A 12,810-nucleotide genomic window follows, 5' to 3' on the forward strand; every position below is an offset into this window, starting at 1 on the left:
ACGATACCGGTGCCGGGGGATGCCCCCCGGTGCCGGGCCGGGTGCGTGCCGGAACGTTTGTGTTGTCTAGCTGCTCCCCTCCGACCGAGCAATGCAGATGGGTGCGCGCCCGGTTCCTGAGTGGTGGGGCACAAGTAATTGGAGACATTCGATGATGTTGATCGAAGAAACGACGGTGCCGGATGCGGCTCTACCAGTCGAGGAATTCAAAGCGCATCTGCGGCTGGGCACCAGCTTTGGTCAGGAGTCTGCGCAAGACGAGGTATTGAGCGGGTTTTTACGGGCAGCCATGGCCGCGATTGAATCGCGCACCGGCAAGATTTTGATGACCCGGCCTTTCAGCTGGTCGCTGACCTTCTGGCGCGACCGGGATTCGCAGATCTTGCCGGTTGCACCGATATCAGCGCTGACGCGATTGTCGACCATTGCACGCGACGGCAGCGAAACCGAGATTGATGTCACGCAGTACTGGCTGCAGCGCGACAGCCAGCGCCCCCGTTTACGGTCCGTTGGTGCCTGTTTGCCGGTGATCCCGCAAAACGGATCGGCCTCTATCGAGTTCGAGGCTGGCTATGGCCCGACGTGGCAGGACCTGCCTGCCGATCTGCGTCAAGCCGTGCTGTTGTTGGCGGCGCATTACTATGAGTATCGCGACGAGACCTCCCTGAGTGATGGTTGCATGCCCTTTGGCGTCAGCAGCCTGATCGAGCGCTACAAGGTGATGCGTCTTGGACCGGGAGCAATCCTGTGAAAACGCCCCGTTTGAACCGTAAGCTTGTGCTCGAGGCCCCTCAGCGGACAGAGGATGGCGCGGGCGGATATGTTGAGACCTGGCAGGCGCTTGGCACTGTCTGGGCGCAGGTCACCGCGCGTGCGGGGCGTGAAATCGCCCAGTCCGGCGCGCCGGTTTCGGCCATGGGCTGCAAGATTGTCGTGCGGGGCGCGCCTTTTGGGGACGCACAGCGCCCAAGGCCGGACCAGCGATTTCGGGAAGGGGAGCGGGTGTTCGTCATTCAGGCTGTGGCTGAGAGTGATGCGAATGGCCGCTACATCACCTGCTTTGCCACAGAGGAGAGTACGGTATGAGCTACGCCATGTCGGGCGCGCTTCAGGCGGCCATCTACGAGACCCTCATCAATGATGCGACCCTTGGCGGGCTGGTCGGCACAAATGTCTATGACGCAGTGCCAAGCGGTGATTTGCCCGAGACCTATGTTCGCCTCGGGGCGGAGCAGGCGCGTGATGCCTCGGACCAAACCGGGAATGGCGCGCTGCATACGGTCGAGATTTCAGTCTTTACCACGCAGCCAGGATTTGCCGGTGCCAAGGCAGTCGCGACGGCGATTTCGGATGCGCTGCAGGATGCCGATCTGGCGTTGAGCCGCGGGCGTCTTGTCTTTCTCAGATTTCAGCGGGCCGAGGCCCGGCGGATCGACACCAATGCCGGACGCCAGATCCGGATGCGCTTTCAAGCGCGTGTCGAAGATGAATAACCTTTTGAATTCAAACAGGAGATAACCCATGGGTGCTCAGAACGGAAAAGACCTTCTGGTGAAAGTCGACATGACGGACAGCGGTTCGTTCACCACACTGGCGGGTCTGCGTGCCACGCGGGTCAGCTTTAACGCGGAAACGATTGATATCACCAGCCTGGAGAGCCAGGGCGGATGGCGCGAGCTGCTGTCCGGTGCCGGGGTGCGCTCGGTGTCGATCAGCGGGTCGGGCGTGTTCCGGGACGCGGATACCGACGAGCGCGCGCGGCAGCTGTTCTTTGACGGCGAGGCGCCGAGCTTTCAGGTTGTGATCCCCGATTTCGGCATTGTCGAAGGCCCGTTCCAGGTGACCGCCATCGAATACGGGGGCAGCCACAATGGCGAGGCAACTTACGAGTTGTCGCTGGCCAGCGCGGGCTCTCTGAGCTTCACGGCGATCTGATCATGGCAAATCCCTGGAGGGGCGATGTCGCCTTGGTCATAGACGGTCAGTCTCATGTGATGCGTCTGACGCTGGGTGCACTGGCCGAACTGGAGGCCGCGCTGGAAGCGGATTCGCTGATGGCGATGGTCGAGCGTTTCGAAAGCGGGAGTTTCAGCAGCCAGGACGTCCTTGCCTTGTTACGGGCAGGGTTGAAGGGCGGGAAATGCGGGCTTTCGGAGGACGCATTGTACCATGCGCAGATCGAAGGCGGCCCGATTGCGGCGGCGAAGGCGGCGGCGGAATTGTTGGCGCGGGCCTTCACGGTGCCTGCGGCATGAGCCAACTGGACTGGCCCGCCCTGATGCGGGTGGGGCTACGCGGACTTGGCTTGCATCCGGATGTTTTCTGGGCGCTGACGCCAGCGGAATTTCAGTTGATGCTGGGCGATCCGGCCAAATCCGGGCCGCTGTTGAGCACCGGTTTGGAGGCCCTGATGAAGGCCTATCCGGACAAGGACAATAAGGACGATAGCGATGACGGATGAGAGCGGTTTCGAAGATCTGGAAGGACGCGCCGAGGGCCTGAACGATACGTTGAGCCAGACCAGCACGCTTGTGTCAGGGTTTGACAGTGAGCTGCGGCGGATGAAGACCTCGCTGGAGGCGACGGGACGCGATATCGCCGCCCTGGAACGCGGCCTGACCCGCGGGCTGCGAAGCGCTTTCGATGGTGTCGTTTTTGACGGGGCAAGCCTGTCTGATGCCTTGAACACCCTTGCCAACAGCATGGTGGACACGGCCTACAGCGCGGCCATCAATCCGGTGACAAAGCACGCCGGCGGGCTTTTGGCCCAGGGTGTCGATGGGCTACTCGGCAGCATTCTGCCTTTCGCGGATGGCGCCCCCTTCAGCCAGGGACGCGTTATGCCTTTTGCGACCGGTGGGATCGTCAGCGGTGCCACACCTTTTGGCATGCGTGGCGGCATGGGCGTGATGGGCGAGGCGGGCCCGGAGGCGATCATGCCGCTGGCCCGGGGGCCTGATGGCAAGCTTGGCGTGCGCGGTGCGGGCGGCGGTGGTCAGACCGTCGTGATGAACATCTCGACCCCCGACGTTCAGGGGTTTCAACGCAGTCAGGGGCAGATCGCTGCTCAGATGACCCGTGCCCTGGGGCGCGGACAGCGCAATCGATAACGCGAGGGGAGCAGGACTATGCAGTTTCATGAAGTCAGATTTCCGGCCACGCTGAGCTTTGGCTCCGTTGGCGGGCCGGAACGCCGCACGGATGTGGTGACAATCAGCAACGGATACGAGGAGCGCAACTCTCCCTGGGCGCATTCGCGCAGGCGCTATGATGCGGGGATGGGCATGCGGTCGCTGGACGATATCGAGACCTTGATCGCCTTTTTCGAGGCGCGATTTGGCCAGCTGTTCGGGTTTCGCTGGAAGGACTGGTCGGATTATCGTTCGTCCAAGCCGTCGCTGGATATCACCGCCTTTGATCAGGCGTTGGGAACCGGCGATGGCACGCAGACCGAGTTTGAGCTTCAGAAGACCTACCAATCCGGCAGCTATGACTACATCCGCCCGATCAGCAAACCGGTTGCCCAAACCGTGCGCGTTGGGGTGAATGGTGTGGAACTGCAGGAAGCCACGGATTACGCGGTCGATCTGACCAGGGGTGTCATCACCTTTGCACAGGCACCGGCAGCAGGTGCCGATGTCTCGGCAGGGTTTGAATTCGACGTGCCTGTACGTTTCGACACGGACCGCATCCAGACCAGTATCGCCAGCTTTCAGGCGGGCGAAGTTCCCAATGTCCCCATTGTGGAGGTGCGGATCTGATGTCGGAAATGGATGCAGGACTTCAGGCCCATCTTGAGGGCGGATTGACCACTGTGGCGCATGCCTGGGCCATTGAGCGCAAGGATGGTGTCATACTTGGCTTCACCGATCATGATCGGGAGCTGACCTTCGACGGTATCACTTTTCGCGCGGATACGGGCCTGAGCGCCCTGGCGCTGTCGCAAAGCACGGGCTTGTCGGTGGACAACACCGAAGCCCTCGGGGCGTTGAGCGATTTGTCGATCCGTGAGGATGAAATCGAGCAGGGCCGTTTTGACGAGGCCGAGGTGCGCGCCTGGCTGGTGAACTGGACGGACGTATCGCAGCGCTGGTTGCAGTTCCGGGGCACAATTGGCGAGCTGCGCCGTGCAGACGGCGGTTTTCAGGCCGAACTGCGCGGGTTGACCGAATTGCTGAACCGCCCGCTGGGGCGAGTGTATCAAAAACCCTGTACGGCTGTTCTGGGCGACGGGGCGTGCCGGTTTGATTTGACGGCACCGGGGTTCTCCATCGATTTGCCGATCGAAACCGTGACCCAGGCCCGCGTCTTTCGGTGGGCCGGGGTTGACGGGTTCGATCCCGGTTGGTTTGCGCGGGGCCGGTTGGAAGTTCAGACGGGATCCGCAGCAGGTCTTTGGGGAATGGTCAAGCAGGACCGTTTCGAAGGGGCCGATCGCGTGATTGAGCTCTGGGAACCGATGCGCAGCCCTCTAGAGGCTGGCACGGTCGTGCGTCTGATCGCGGGATGCGACAAACGCAGTGAAACCTGCCGCGTGAAATTCGCAAACCTTGCCAACTTCCAGGGCTTTCCGGACGTCCCGGGCGAAGACTGGATGATGGCGGTTCCGAAGTCGACGGGCGCGAACACCGGTGGGAGCCTGAGATGACGCCGCTTCAACAGCAGATTGTGACCGAGGCGCGGGATTGGATTGGCACGCCCTACGTGCACCAGTCGGCGGTCAAGGGTGCGGGCACCGATTGCCTTGGGCTTTTGCGGGGAGTTTGGCGTGCGCTTTATGGTGATGAGCCCGAAGCCGTGCCAGCCTATTCCATGGATTGGTCCGAACCACAGGGCGAAGAGCGCCTGTGGGACGCGGCGTTGCGCCATTTGGACCCCAAGAGTCTGACGGATGAGGCGCCGGGCGACGTCTTGCTTTTTCGCATGCGCAGCAATGCGGTGGCCAAACATCTGGGCGTGGTCGGGCGCGTTGGGTCTCACCCAAGCTTCGTGCATGCCTATTCGCGCTATGGCGTGGTTGAGAGCTCTCTCAGCCTGCCGTGGCGCCGTCGCGTGGTGGCGCGGTTTACATTTCCTGAGGAGGCCAGCTGATGGCGACGCTCGTTCTTTCTACTGTAGGGGCTGCGGTTGGCGGTTCTATCGGAGGCACGGTGGCAGGTCTGTCGACGGCCGTCATCGGGCGGGCCGTCGGGGCAACCATTGGCCGTGTGATCGATCAGAAACTCCTGGGGCAGGGATCCGATGTCGTCGAGACGGGCAAGGTCGACCGCTTTCGGATTTCGAATGTCGGTGAAGGCGACACGCTGGCGCAGGTGTACGGGCGGATGCGTCTTGGCGGCCAGGTGATCTGGGCGTCGGACTTTGTCGAGACCGTGACTGTGACCGGCGGTGGCGGCGGCGGTGGGGGCGGCAAAGGCGCACCGAGCCAGCCGCAGACCGAGACCCGCAGCTATTCCTATTCGGTCAATCTGGCGGTTGCGATTTGTGAAGGTGAAATCACCCGTGTCGGGCGCATCTGGGCCAATGGCGAAGAGGTTGCGCCGGACGATCTGAACATGCGCGTCTATCGTGGCGCGAAGGATCAACTGCCGGATCCGGTGATCGAGGCCATCGAGGGCAGCGGGATGGTGCCCGCGTATCGTGGCACGGCCTATGTGGTTTTCGAAAATCTTGCGCTTGAGCGCTTTGGCAACCGCGTACCGCAGTTCTCTTTCGAGGTCGCCCGTCCGGAACAGCTCGATGAACCCGATCCGGAACTGGCACTGACTTATGCGATCAAGAGTGTCGCGGTGATCCCGGGCACGGGCGAGTATTCGCTAGCCACAACGCCAGTGCACTACACCAGCGGTCCGGGTAGCCGGTGGAGTGCCAACGTCAATACCCCTGCGGAAAAATCTGATTTCTCGGCCTCTCTGGAAGCCTTGACCGATGAGTTGCCGAATTGTCAGGCGGCATCCCTCGTCGTGTCCTGGTTTGGCGATGATCTGCGCTGCGGGTCCTGCCAGGTGCGGCCCCGGGTTGAGAAAAAGGAGTACGACGGCGAAAACATGCCTTGGACCGTCTCTGGTCTCGGCAGGGCCTCTGCGCTGGCGATGCCACTCGACGACGGGCGTCCGATTTACGGTGGAACGCCAACGGATCAATCCGTCGTGCAAGCTATTCACGCGATGCATCAGAGGGGCAAGCAAGTGTTGTTTTACCCGTTCATCCTGATGGATCAGTTGAGCGGAAACACATTGCCAAATCCCTATGCACCCGACGAGATGCAACCCAGGTTGCCCTGGCGCGGACGGATCACACTTTCCCGGGCGCCCGGCGTCGACGGGTCACCTGATGGAACGGCTGCTGCGGATGCTGAGGTTGCAGCGTTTTTCGGCACGGCAAGGGCTGCGCATTTTTCCACATCCGGAACATCTGTATTCTACAATGGCCCCCAAGAGTGGTCGTTTTCGCGGTTCATCCTGCACTATGCCGCGCTGTGCAAAGCTGCTGGTGGGGTTGAGGCCTTTTGCATCGGCACGGAGATGCGCGGTCTGACGCAAATCAGAGGCGCGGGGAACCGTTTTGTTGCGGTCGAGAAGCTGCAATCCCTCGCAGCCGACGTGCGGGCAATCCTCGGACCACATGTGAAGATCAGTTATGCCGCCGACTGGAGCGAATATTTTGGCTATCAACCGCAGGACGGCTCCAACGACCGGTACTTTCACCTCGACCCGCTGTGGGCCGATCCCAACATCGACTTCATCGGGATCGACAACTACATGCCGATGTCGGACTGGCGCGAAGGGGATGATCACCTGGATGCCGATGCCGGATCCATCTATGATCTCGATTACCTGCGCGGCAATATTGCCGGTGGGGAGGGATATGATTGGTACTATGCCTCAAAGGAGGATGCCGCCGCTCAGATCCGGACCCCCATTGAAGACGGCGCGCATAGCGAGCCGTGGATCTATCGCTACAAGGACATCAAAAACTGGTGGTCGAACCCGCATCATGAGCGCATTGGAGGGGTGAGGTCAAACACGGCGACCCCTTGGGTCCCGGCCTCCAAGCCCATTTGGTTCACTGAAATGGGCTGCGCCTCGATTGACAAGGGGACCAACCAGCCCAACAAGTTCCTGGACATGAAGTCCTCCGAAAGCAGCCTGCCGAAGTTCTCGAACGGCGCGCGGGATGACTTTATCCAGGCGCAGTATTTACGTGCGATGGTCACCTTTTGGGGAGATGAGACCAATAACCCGGTTTCTGCAGTCTACGGCGGGCCGATGGTGAACATGAACCGGGCCTATGTCTGGGCATGGGATGCGCGTCCTTATCCGTATTTCCCCAATAATTCAGCGCTTTGGAGCGACTCGGAGAACTATGCGCGGGGCCATTGGATCAATGGGAGGACGTCGGCGCGGTCGCTGGCCTCTGTCGTAACGGAGATTTGCCGCAAGGCGGGTGTTGAAGACTTCGACACGCGTCGGCTTTACGGGAACGTCCGGGGCTATCTCGTCAATGACGTGAACGACGCGCGCGCATCGTTGCAACCTTTGATGCTGCGGTACTCTTTTGATGCGGTGGAACGTGATGGCCAGTTGGTTTTCAGAATGCGGACAGGTCAGAACCCGGTCCCGCTGGACCGCAGTATTCTGGCGCTGAGTGATGAATTGGACGGGACCGTTGAACAATCCCGCTCGGCCCAGGCCGAGATGGCGGGGCGTGTGCGGTTGCGTTTTGTGCAGGCTGATGCCGATTTCGACGTGCTGGCCGAAGAAGCCGTTCTGGCCGATGAGCGCACGCACTCCGTTTCCACGTCCGAGATCCCGATTGCCCTGACGCGCGGCGAAGGGCGACAAACCGCTGAGCGCTGGTTGACCGAAGCGCGCATTGCCCGCGAGACAATTCGGTTTGCCCTGCCGCCATCCTGCCTGACCATGGGGGCGGGCGATGTGATTGAGCTGCAAGCCGATCAGTTGGAGGGACGTGCCCTCTACCGGATTGACCGGGTGGAGCAGGGCATGTTGCAGATCGTCGAGGCCATACGGATTGAACCGGATGTCTACACATCGGCGGAAATGATTGACGACATGCCCAGCCCCAGGGCCTTTGTGCCGCCGGTGCCGGTGTCGGCGCTGTTCATGGATTTGCCGTTGATGACCGGGGACGAGACCCCGCACGCGCCGCATTTGGCCGTGACCTCCCAACCCTGGCAGGGATCGGTCGCCGTCTACCAATCGCCAAGTGACAACAATTTTCGCCTCACGGGTCAGATTTCCGCGCGCTCCATCATTGGTATCACACAATCGGATATGATCGCAGCACCAGCCGGTCTTCTGGACCGAGGTGCGCCCCTGGAGGTCAAGCTCATCAGCGGGAGCCTGAGTTCGGTCGACGTTGAGGCCATGCTAAGCGGTGCCAATCTGGCCGCCATTGGGGATGGCACGCCGGACAATTGGGAAATCATCCAGTTTGCCGATACCGAGCTGGTGGAAAAGGATACCTACCGACTGTCCCGCCGATTGCGCGGACAGCTCGGCAGCGATGGTCTGATGCCGGATGTCTGGCCTGCCGGCTCCTGGTTTGTTCTGCTCAACGGCTTTCCCCAACAGATGGAACTCAGCCGCAATCTGCGCCGCGTGGCACAGACCTATCGTATTGGTCCGGCGCGTCGTCCGGTTGATGATATCTCTTATGTCGAGGAGAGGCATGCGTTCAACGGAAACGGGGAACGGCCCTACGCGCCGGTGCACTTGCGGACGTCGCGCGCGCCAGACGGGAGCGTTGTCGCGCGCTGGGTACGGCGCACGCGGTTGGATGGCGACGGATGGGATGCCCCCGAAGTGCCGTTGGCGGAGGAAAGCGAAAGTTATTCGGTCCGTGTACGGCAGGGTGATACCGTCCTGCGAGACGCTATTGTTGACGCATCGGAATGGACCTATTCAAGCGCGGACCAAGTGGTGGATGGGGCTGCGGGCGTCATTGTATTGGAGGTTGCGCAGCTTTCTGCTGTGTTCGGCGCGGGGCCGTTGCGACAAACTGAAGTGATCCTCTGACCGCAGCTGTCGGTAGAATATCCTGATTTGCATGGTGTCGCGCCTTGATGTGGGGCACTAAATTGCTTGGCATCATGTATCCCGATGGACCTATTCGAAATCGGAATAGATAACATCACAGGTTTGCGTTTGGTTTTTGCTTACTAGATAAAGTAAGAATCGGTGCAAAAGGATGATGGCTATGGCTGAACTGAAACCGAAGATTGCCCAGGTCGATCCGGCGTGGGATCAGATATGTGCTGAAGCGCGCCAGGCTGCGTTGGATGAACCCTTGATGGGCGGATTTCTGCATGCGTGCATCCTGCATCACAAGAGCATTGAAAAGGCTTTATCCTACAGGATCGCGGCCAAACTGGCGTCCAACGAGATGTCCATGGTCGTTGTGCGCGAGATGGTCGAGGAAGCCTATGCCAGTGATGCAACCCTGGTTCAGGCAGCCCGTGCCGATCTGGTCGCGATTTACGAGCGCGATCCGGCCTGTCACCGGCTTTTGCAGCCGATCCTCTATTTCAAAGGCTATCAGGCGATGCAGGCCTATCGGGTCGGCCATCACCTCTGGTCAAAGGGCCATCGCGACTTGGCCTATTTTGTTCAGATGCGTGTCTCAGAGATTTTTGGCGTGGACATTCACCCAGCGGCGCGCATCGGCAAGGGCATCATGATCGACCACGCGCATTCGATCGTGATCGGCGAAACAGCGGTGGTGGGCGACAACGTCTCGATGCTGCATTCCGTGACATTGGGCGGGACGGGCAAAGAGGAAGAGGATCGTCATCCCAAGATCGGGAACGGTGTGCTGATCGGGGCCGGGGCCAAGGTGCTCGGCAACATCAAGGTCGGGCATTGCAGCCGCATTGCAGCCGGTTCGGTCGTTCTTGAAGAGGTGCCAGCCTGCAAGACGGTCGCCGGAATTCCTGCGCGGATCGTGGGGGAAGCCGGGTGTGATCAGCCATCGATTTCCATGAACCACATGTTTGGTCCGGACAGCTAAGAGCTCGATCCGGAATTGAAAAAGCCGGGGTTTTGCCCCGGCTTTTGTCTTTTATCACGTCATCTGAATGACTAGGCCAGCATCGTCATCGGGTTTTCAAGGTTTTCCTTGATGGCCTGCAACAGTTGCGCGCCCAATGCGCCATCGATCACGCGATGGTCGACGGAGAGCGTGACGGACATGACGGTTGCGACTGCCAGTTCCCCATCAGCCCCCACGATTGGTTTTTTGACGCCCGCGCCGACCGCCAGAATGGCACCGTGCGGCGGATTGATGACCGCATCAAAGTTGTCGATGCCGAACATCCCGAGGTTCGAGATGGCAAAGCTGCCACCCTGATACTCATGGGGCGCGAGCTTGCGATCCCGGGCACGTCCGGCGAGATCCTTCATTTCTGCCGATAGTGCGGAGAGCGATTTCATCTCGGCGTCCTTCAACACAGGTGTGAACAGCCCGCCTTCGATGGCAACGGCCACGGCGACATCGGAGGGTTTCAGTTTCAGCATCCGGTCGCCCGCCCAGACGGCATTTGCGTCCGGCACGGATTGCAGCGCCAGGGCACAAGCCTTGATGATGAAGTCGTTGACCGAAAGCTTCACGCTGCGGCTTTCGAGTTGCTTGTTCAGCTCACCGCGGAACTTCAGCAGCGCATCCAGCTCTATGTCGCGGCGCAGGTAGAAATGCGGGATCGACTGTTTGGCCTCGGTCAGGCGGGCGGCGATGGTCTTGCGCATGCCGTTGAGGCTGATTTCCTCGTATTCGCGTCCATCGTACATGGCCATAACAGCGTCCGCTGCCGGGCCGGTGGTCGGTGCCGCAGCTGCGGGTGTCGCTGCAGGCGCGCTGGCTGCGGCCGGTTTGGGGGCCGCACTGGCGCCCTCGACGTCCGCCTTTACAATCCGACCATGCGGGCCTGAGCCTTTGATATCCGCGAGGTCCAGACCCTTGTCAGCGGCGATCCGGCGTGCCAACGGAGAGGCGAAGATCCGGGTACCATCTGCGGCCTGTGGGGCAGGGGTGCTGCCTGCTGCCGGAGTGGCGGGCGCCTCGGAGGCCGCAGGGGCCGCCTCGTTGCCCGCGTCGGCGGCTTGTGCCGCCTCCGGCGCGGGCGTCGACGTGTCGATATCGTCTGCACTTTCGCCTTCTTCCAGCAAAACCGCGATGGCGGTGTTGACCTTCACCCCTTCGGTGCCTTCGGCCACGAGGATCTTACCGATGGTGCCTTCATCGACGGCCTCGAATTCCATCGTGGCCTTGTCGGTTTCGATCTCGGCCATGATGTCGCCGGAGGAGACCGTGTCGCCTTCTTTCACGTGCCATTTAGCAAGGGTGCCCTCTTCCATGGTGGGGCTCAGAGCGGGCATGAGGATTTCTGTCGGCATCTGATGCGCTCCTTACTTGTAGGTGACTTGCTTCACGGCGGCGACGACCTCGTCAGTGGTCACCAGCGCAAGCTTTTCAAGGTTCGCCGCATAGGGCATCGGGACATCCTTGCCGGTGCAGTTGATCACCGGCGCATCGAGATAGTCGAAGGCCTCCTGCATGATGACGCTTGAGATATAGTTGCCGACGGAGCCTTGCGGCCAACCTTCCTCGACTGTGACGCAGCGGTTGGTCTTCATCACGGATTTGAGGATGCTGCCGGTGTCCATCGGGCGCAAGGTACGCAGATCAATGACCTCGGCGGAGATGCCTTCCTCTGCGAGTTGATCGGCGGCGGCAAGCGCGTAGCTCATTCCGATGCCGAAGCTGACGATGGTGACATCCGAGCCTTCGCGCCAGATGCGCGCCTTGCCAAACGGTACCGTATAATCATCGATCTCCGGCACGTCGAAGCTGCGGCCGTAGAGGATTTCATTTTCGAGGAAAATCACCGGGTTGGGATCGCGGATGGCGGTTTTCATTAGCCCTTTGTAGTCGGAAGCGGAGTAGGGCATCGCGACCTTCAGGCCGGGCACCTGCATGTACCAGGCGGCGTAGTCCTGGCTGTGCTGGGCGCCTACGCGCGCGGCGGCACCGTTGGGGCCACGGAAGACCATGGGCGCGCCCATCTGGCCGCCGGACATGTAAAGTGTCTTGGCTGCGGAGTTGATGATCTGGTCGATGGCCTGCATGGCAAAGTTGAAGGTCATGAACTCAACGATGGGGCGCAACCCGCCGAAGGCGGCGCCAGTGGCGATCCCGGCAAAGCCATGTTCGGTGATCGGCGTGTCGATGACCCGCTTGGCCCCGAATTCATCGAGCAGGCCCTGGGAGATTTTATAAGCGCCCTGATATTCGGCGACTTCTTCGCCCATCAGGAACACGTTTTCATCGCGGCGCATCTCTTCGGCCATGCCGTCGCGAAGGGCCTCGCGGACGGTCTGCTGTTTCAGCGTGGTGCCTTCCGGCCAGTCGGGTGAAGTGTCGGTCTGAGGGGCGGATGGAGCAGGGGCGGGCGCCTCGGAGGCCGCAGGGGCCGCCTCGTTGCCCGCGTCGGCGGCTTGTGCCGCCTCCGGCGCGGGCGTCGAGGTGTCGATATCGTCGGCACTTTCGCCCTCTTCCAGCAAAACCGCGATGGCGGTGTTCACCTTCACCCCTTCGGTGCCTTCGGCTACGAGGATCTTGCCGATGGTGCCTTCATCGACGGCCTCGAATTCCATCGTCGCCTTGTCGGTTTCGATCTCGGCCATGATGTCGCCGGAGGAGACGGTATCACCCTCCTTGACCAGCCATTTGGCCAGCGTGCCTTCTTCCATTGTCGGGCTCAGAGCGGGCATGAGAATTTCTGTTGCCATG

Annotated in this window: 14 protein-coding genes; 12 read left to right on the forward strand and 2 right to left on the reverse strand. The window is 60.9% G+C overall.

The features are described from left to right. Positions 1-151 precede the first annotated feature (151 nt). The 12 genes from ISX84_RS21790 to cysE all read left to right on the forward strand — a co-directional run bounded on the left by ISX84_RS21790 (position 152) and on the right by cysE (position 10,032). The gene (locus ISX84_RS21790; protein ID WP_195822527.1) at positions 152-751 is read left to right on the forward strand and encodes a head-tail connector protein; all 600 of its coding nucleotides are present in this window, start codon (positions 152-154) and stop codon (positions 749-751) included. Then, entirely contained in the window at positions 748-1,086 is a 339-nt protein-coding gene (locus ISX84_RS21795) for a phage head closure protein (protein ID WP_195822528.1), read from the forward strand. The genes ISX84_RS21790 and ISX84_RS21795 overlap by 4 nt, the downstream gene beginning before the upstream one ends. Continuing rightward, entirely contained in the window at positions 1,083-1,493 is a 411-nt protein-coding gene (locus ISX84_RS21800) for a DUF3168 domain-containing protein (RefSeq protein ID WP_195822529.1), read from the forward strand. The genes ISX84_RS21795 and ISX84_RS21800 overlap by 4 nt, the downstream gene beginning before the upstream one ends. A gap of 28 nt (positions 1,494-1,521) precedes the next feature. Next, a complete protein-coding gene (locus ISX84_RS21805) occupies positions 1,522-1,935 on the forward strand; it encodes a phage major tail protein, TP901-1 family (RefSeq protein ID WP_195822530.1) in 414 nt (137 codons plus the stop codon). Between the two features lie 2 nt (positions 1,936-1,937). After that, positions 1,938-2,255: a gene transfer agent family protein gene (locus ISX84_RS21810; RefSeq protein ID WP_195822531.1), complete on the forward strand. Its 318-nt coding sequence runs from the start codon at positions 1,938-1,940 to the stop codon at positions 2,253-2,255. After that, a complete protein-coding gene (locus tag ISX84_RS21815; protein WP_195822532.1) occupies positions 2,252-2,461 on the forward strand; it encodes a rcc01693 family protein in 210 nt (69 codons plus the stop codon). Before ISX84_RS21810 ends, ISX84_RS21815 begins: the two co-directional genes overlap by 4 nt. Then, on the forward strand, positions 2,451-3,110 hold the full coding sequence (locus ISX84_RS21820; protein WP_195822533.1) for a phage tail tape measure protein: 660 nt from the start codon (positions 2,451-2,453) through the stop codon (positions 3,108-3,110). The genes ISX84_RS21815 and ISX84_RS21820 overlap by 11 nt, the downstream gene beginning before the upstream one ends. An 18-nt stretch (positions 3,111-3,128) precedes the next feature. After that, on the forward strand, positions 3,129-3,761 hold the full coding sequence (locus tag ISX84_RS21825) for a DUF2460 domain-containing protein (RefSeq protein WP_195822534.1): 633 nt from the start codon (positions 3,129-3,131) through the stop codon (positions 3,759-3,761). Beyond that, positions 3,761-4,648, forward strand: coding sequence for a DUF2163 domain-containing protein (locus ISX84_RS21830; protein ID WP_195822535.1), 888 nt, complete (start codon positions 3,761-3,763; stop codon positions 4,646-4,648). The genes ISX84_RS21825 and ISX84_RS21830 overlap by 1 nt, the downstream gene beginning before the upstream one ends. Beyond that, on the forward strand, positions 4,645-5,091 hold the full coding sequence (locus ISX84_RS21835) for a peptidase (protein WP_195822536.1): 447 nt from the start codon (positions 4,645-4,647) through the stop codon (positions 5,089-5,091). The genes ISX84_RS21830 and ISX84_RS21835 overlap by 4 nt, the downstream gene beginning before the upstream one ends. Beyond that, entirely contained in the window at positions 5,091-9,041 is a 3,951-nt protein-coding gene (locus tag ISX84_RS21840; protein ID WP_195822537.1) for a baseplate multidomain protein megatron, read from the forward strand. The genes ISX84_RS21835 and ISX84_RS21840 overlap by 1 nt, the downstream gene beginning before the upstream one ends. Positions 9,042-9,222: 181 nt before the next feature. Further along, a complete protein-coding gene (gene cysE / locus ISX84_RS21845) occupies positions 9,223-10,032 on the forward strand; it encodes a serine O-acetyltransferase (protein ID WP_195822538.1) in 810 nt (269 codons plus the stop codon). Positions 10,033-10,103: 71 nt separating this feature from the next. Here cysE and ISX84_RS21850 read toward each other — a convergent pair whose 3' ends face one another. Both ISX84_RS21850 and ISX84_RS21855 read right to left on the reverse strand, forming a co-directional pair. After that, the gene (locus ISX84_RS21850) at positions 10,104-11,414 is read right to left on the reverse strand and encodes a pyruvate dehydrogenase complex dihydrolipoamide acetyltransferase (protein ID WP_195822539.1); all 1,311 of its coding nucleotides are present in this window, start codon (positions 11,412-11,414) and stop codon (positions 10,104-10,106) included. A gap of 12 nt (positions 11,415-11,426) precedes the next feature. Further along, on the reverse strand, positions 11,427-12,809 hold the full coding sequence (locus ISX84_RS21855) for a pyruvate dehydrogenase complex E1 component subunit beta (protein ID WP_195822540.1): 1,383 nt from the start codon (positions 12,807-12,809) through the stop codon (positions 11,427-11,429). Position 12,810 lies beyond the last annotated feature (1 nt).

The sequence above is a fragment of the Roseobacter sp. MH60115 genome, from assembly GCF_015644665.1.
Taxonomy (GTDB): Bacteria; Pseudomonadota; Alphaproteobacteria; order Rhodobacterales; family Rhodobacteraceae; genus Roseobacter.

Bases quoted from the DNA above. Each gene is read 5' to 3' on its own strand.
- ISX84_RS21835 (WP_195822536.1), top strand. From the start codon at position 4,645: ATGACGCCGCTTCAACAGCAGATTGTGACCGAGGCGCGGGATTGGATT.
- ISX84_RS21790 (WP_195822527.1), top strand. From the start codon at position 152: ATGATGTTGATCGAAGAAACGACGGTGCCGGATGCGGCTCTACCAGTC.
- ISX84_RS21810 (WP_195822531.1), top strand. From the start codon at position 1,938: ATGGCAAATCCCTGGAGGGGCGATGTCGCCTTGGTCATAGACGGTCAG.
- ISX84_RS21805 (WP_195822530.1), top strand. From the start codon at position 1,522: ATGGGTGCTCAGAACGGAAAAGACCTTCTGGTGAAAGTCGACATGACG.
- ISX84_RS21815 (WP_195822532.1), top strand. From the start codon at position 2,252: ATGAGCCAACTGGACTGGCCCGCCCTGATGCGGGTGGGGCTACGCGGA.
- ISX84_RS21830 (WP_195822535.1), top strand. From the start codon at position 3,761: ATGTCGGAAATGGATGCAGGACTTCAGGCCCATCTTGAGGGCGGATTG.
- ISX84_RS21840 (WP_195822537.1), top strand. From the start codon at position 5,091: ATGGCGACGCTCGTTCTTTCTACTGTAGGGGCTGCGGTTGGCGGTTCT.
- ISX84_RS21825 (WP_195822534.1), top strand. From the start codon at position 3,129: ATGCAGTTTCATGAAGTCAGATTTCCGGCCACGCTGAGCTTTGGCTCC.
- ISX84_RS21800 (WP_195822529.1), top strand. From the start codon at position 1,083: ATGAGCTACGCCATGTCGGGCGCGCTTCAGGCGGCCATCTACGAGACC.
- cysE (WP_195822538.1), top strand. From the start codon at position 9,223: ATGGCTGAACTGAAACCGAAGATTGCCCAGGTCGATCCGGCGTGGGAT.
- ISX84_RS21820 (WP_195822533.1), top strand. From the start codon at position 2,451: ATGACGGATGAGAGCGGTTTCGAAGATCTGGAAGGACGCGCCGAGGGC.
- ISX84_RS21855 (WP_195822540.1), bottom strand. From the start codon at position 12,809: ATGGCAACAGAAATTCTCATGCCCGCTCTGAGCCCGACAATGGAAGAA.
- ISX84_RS21850 (WP_195822539.1), bottom strand. From the start codon at position 11,414: ATGCCGACAGAAATCCTCATGCCCGCTCTGAGCCCCACCATGGAAGAG.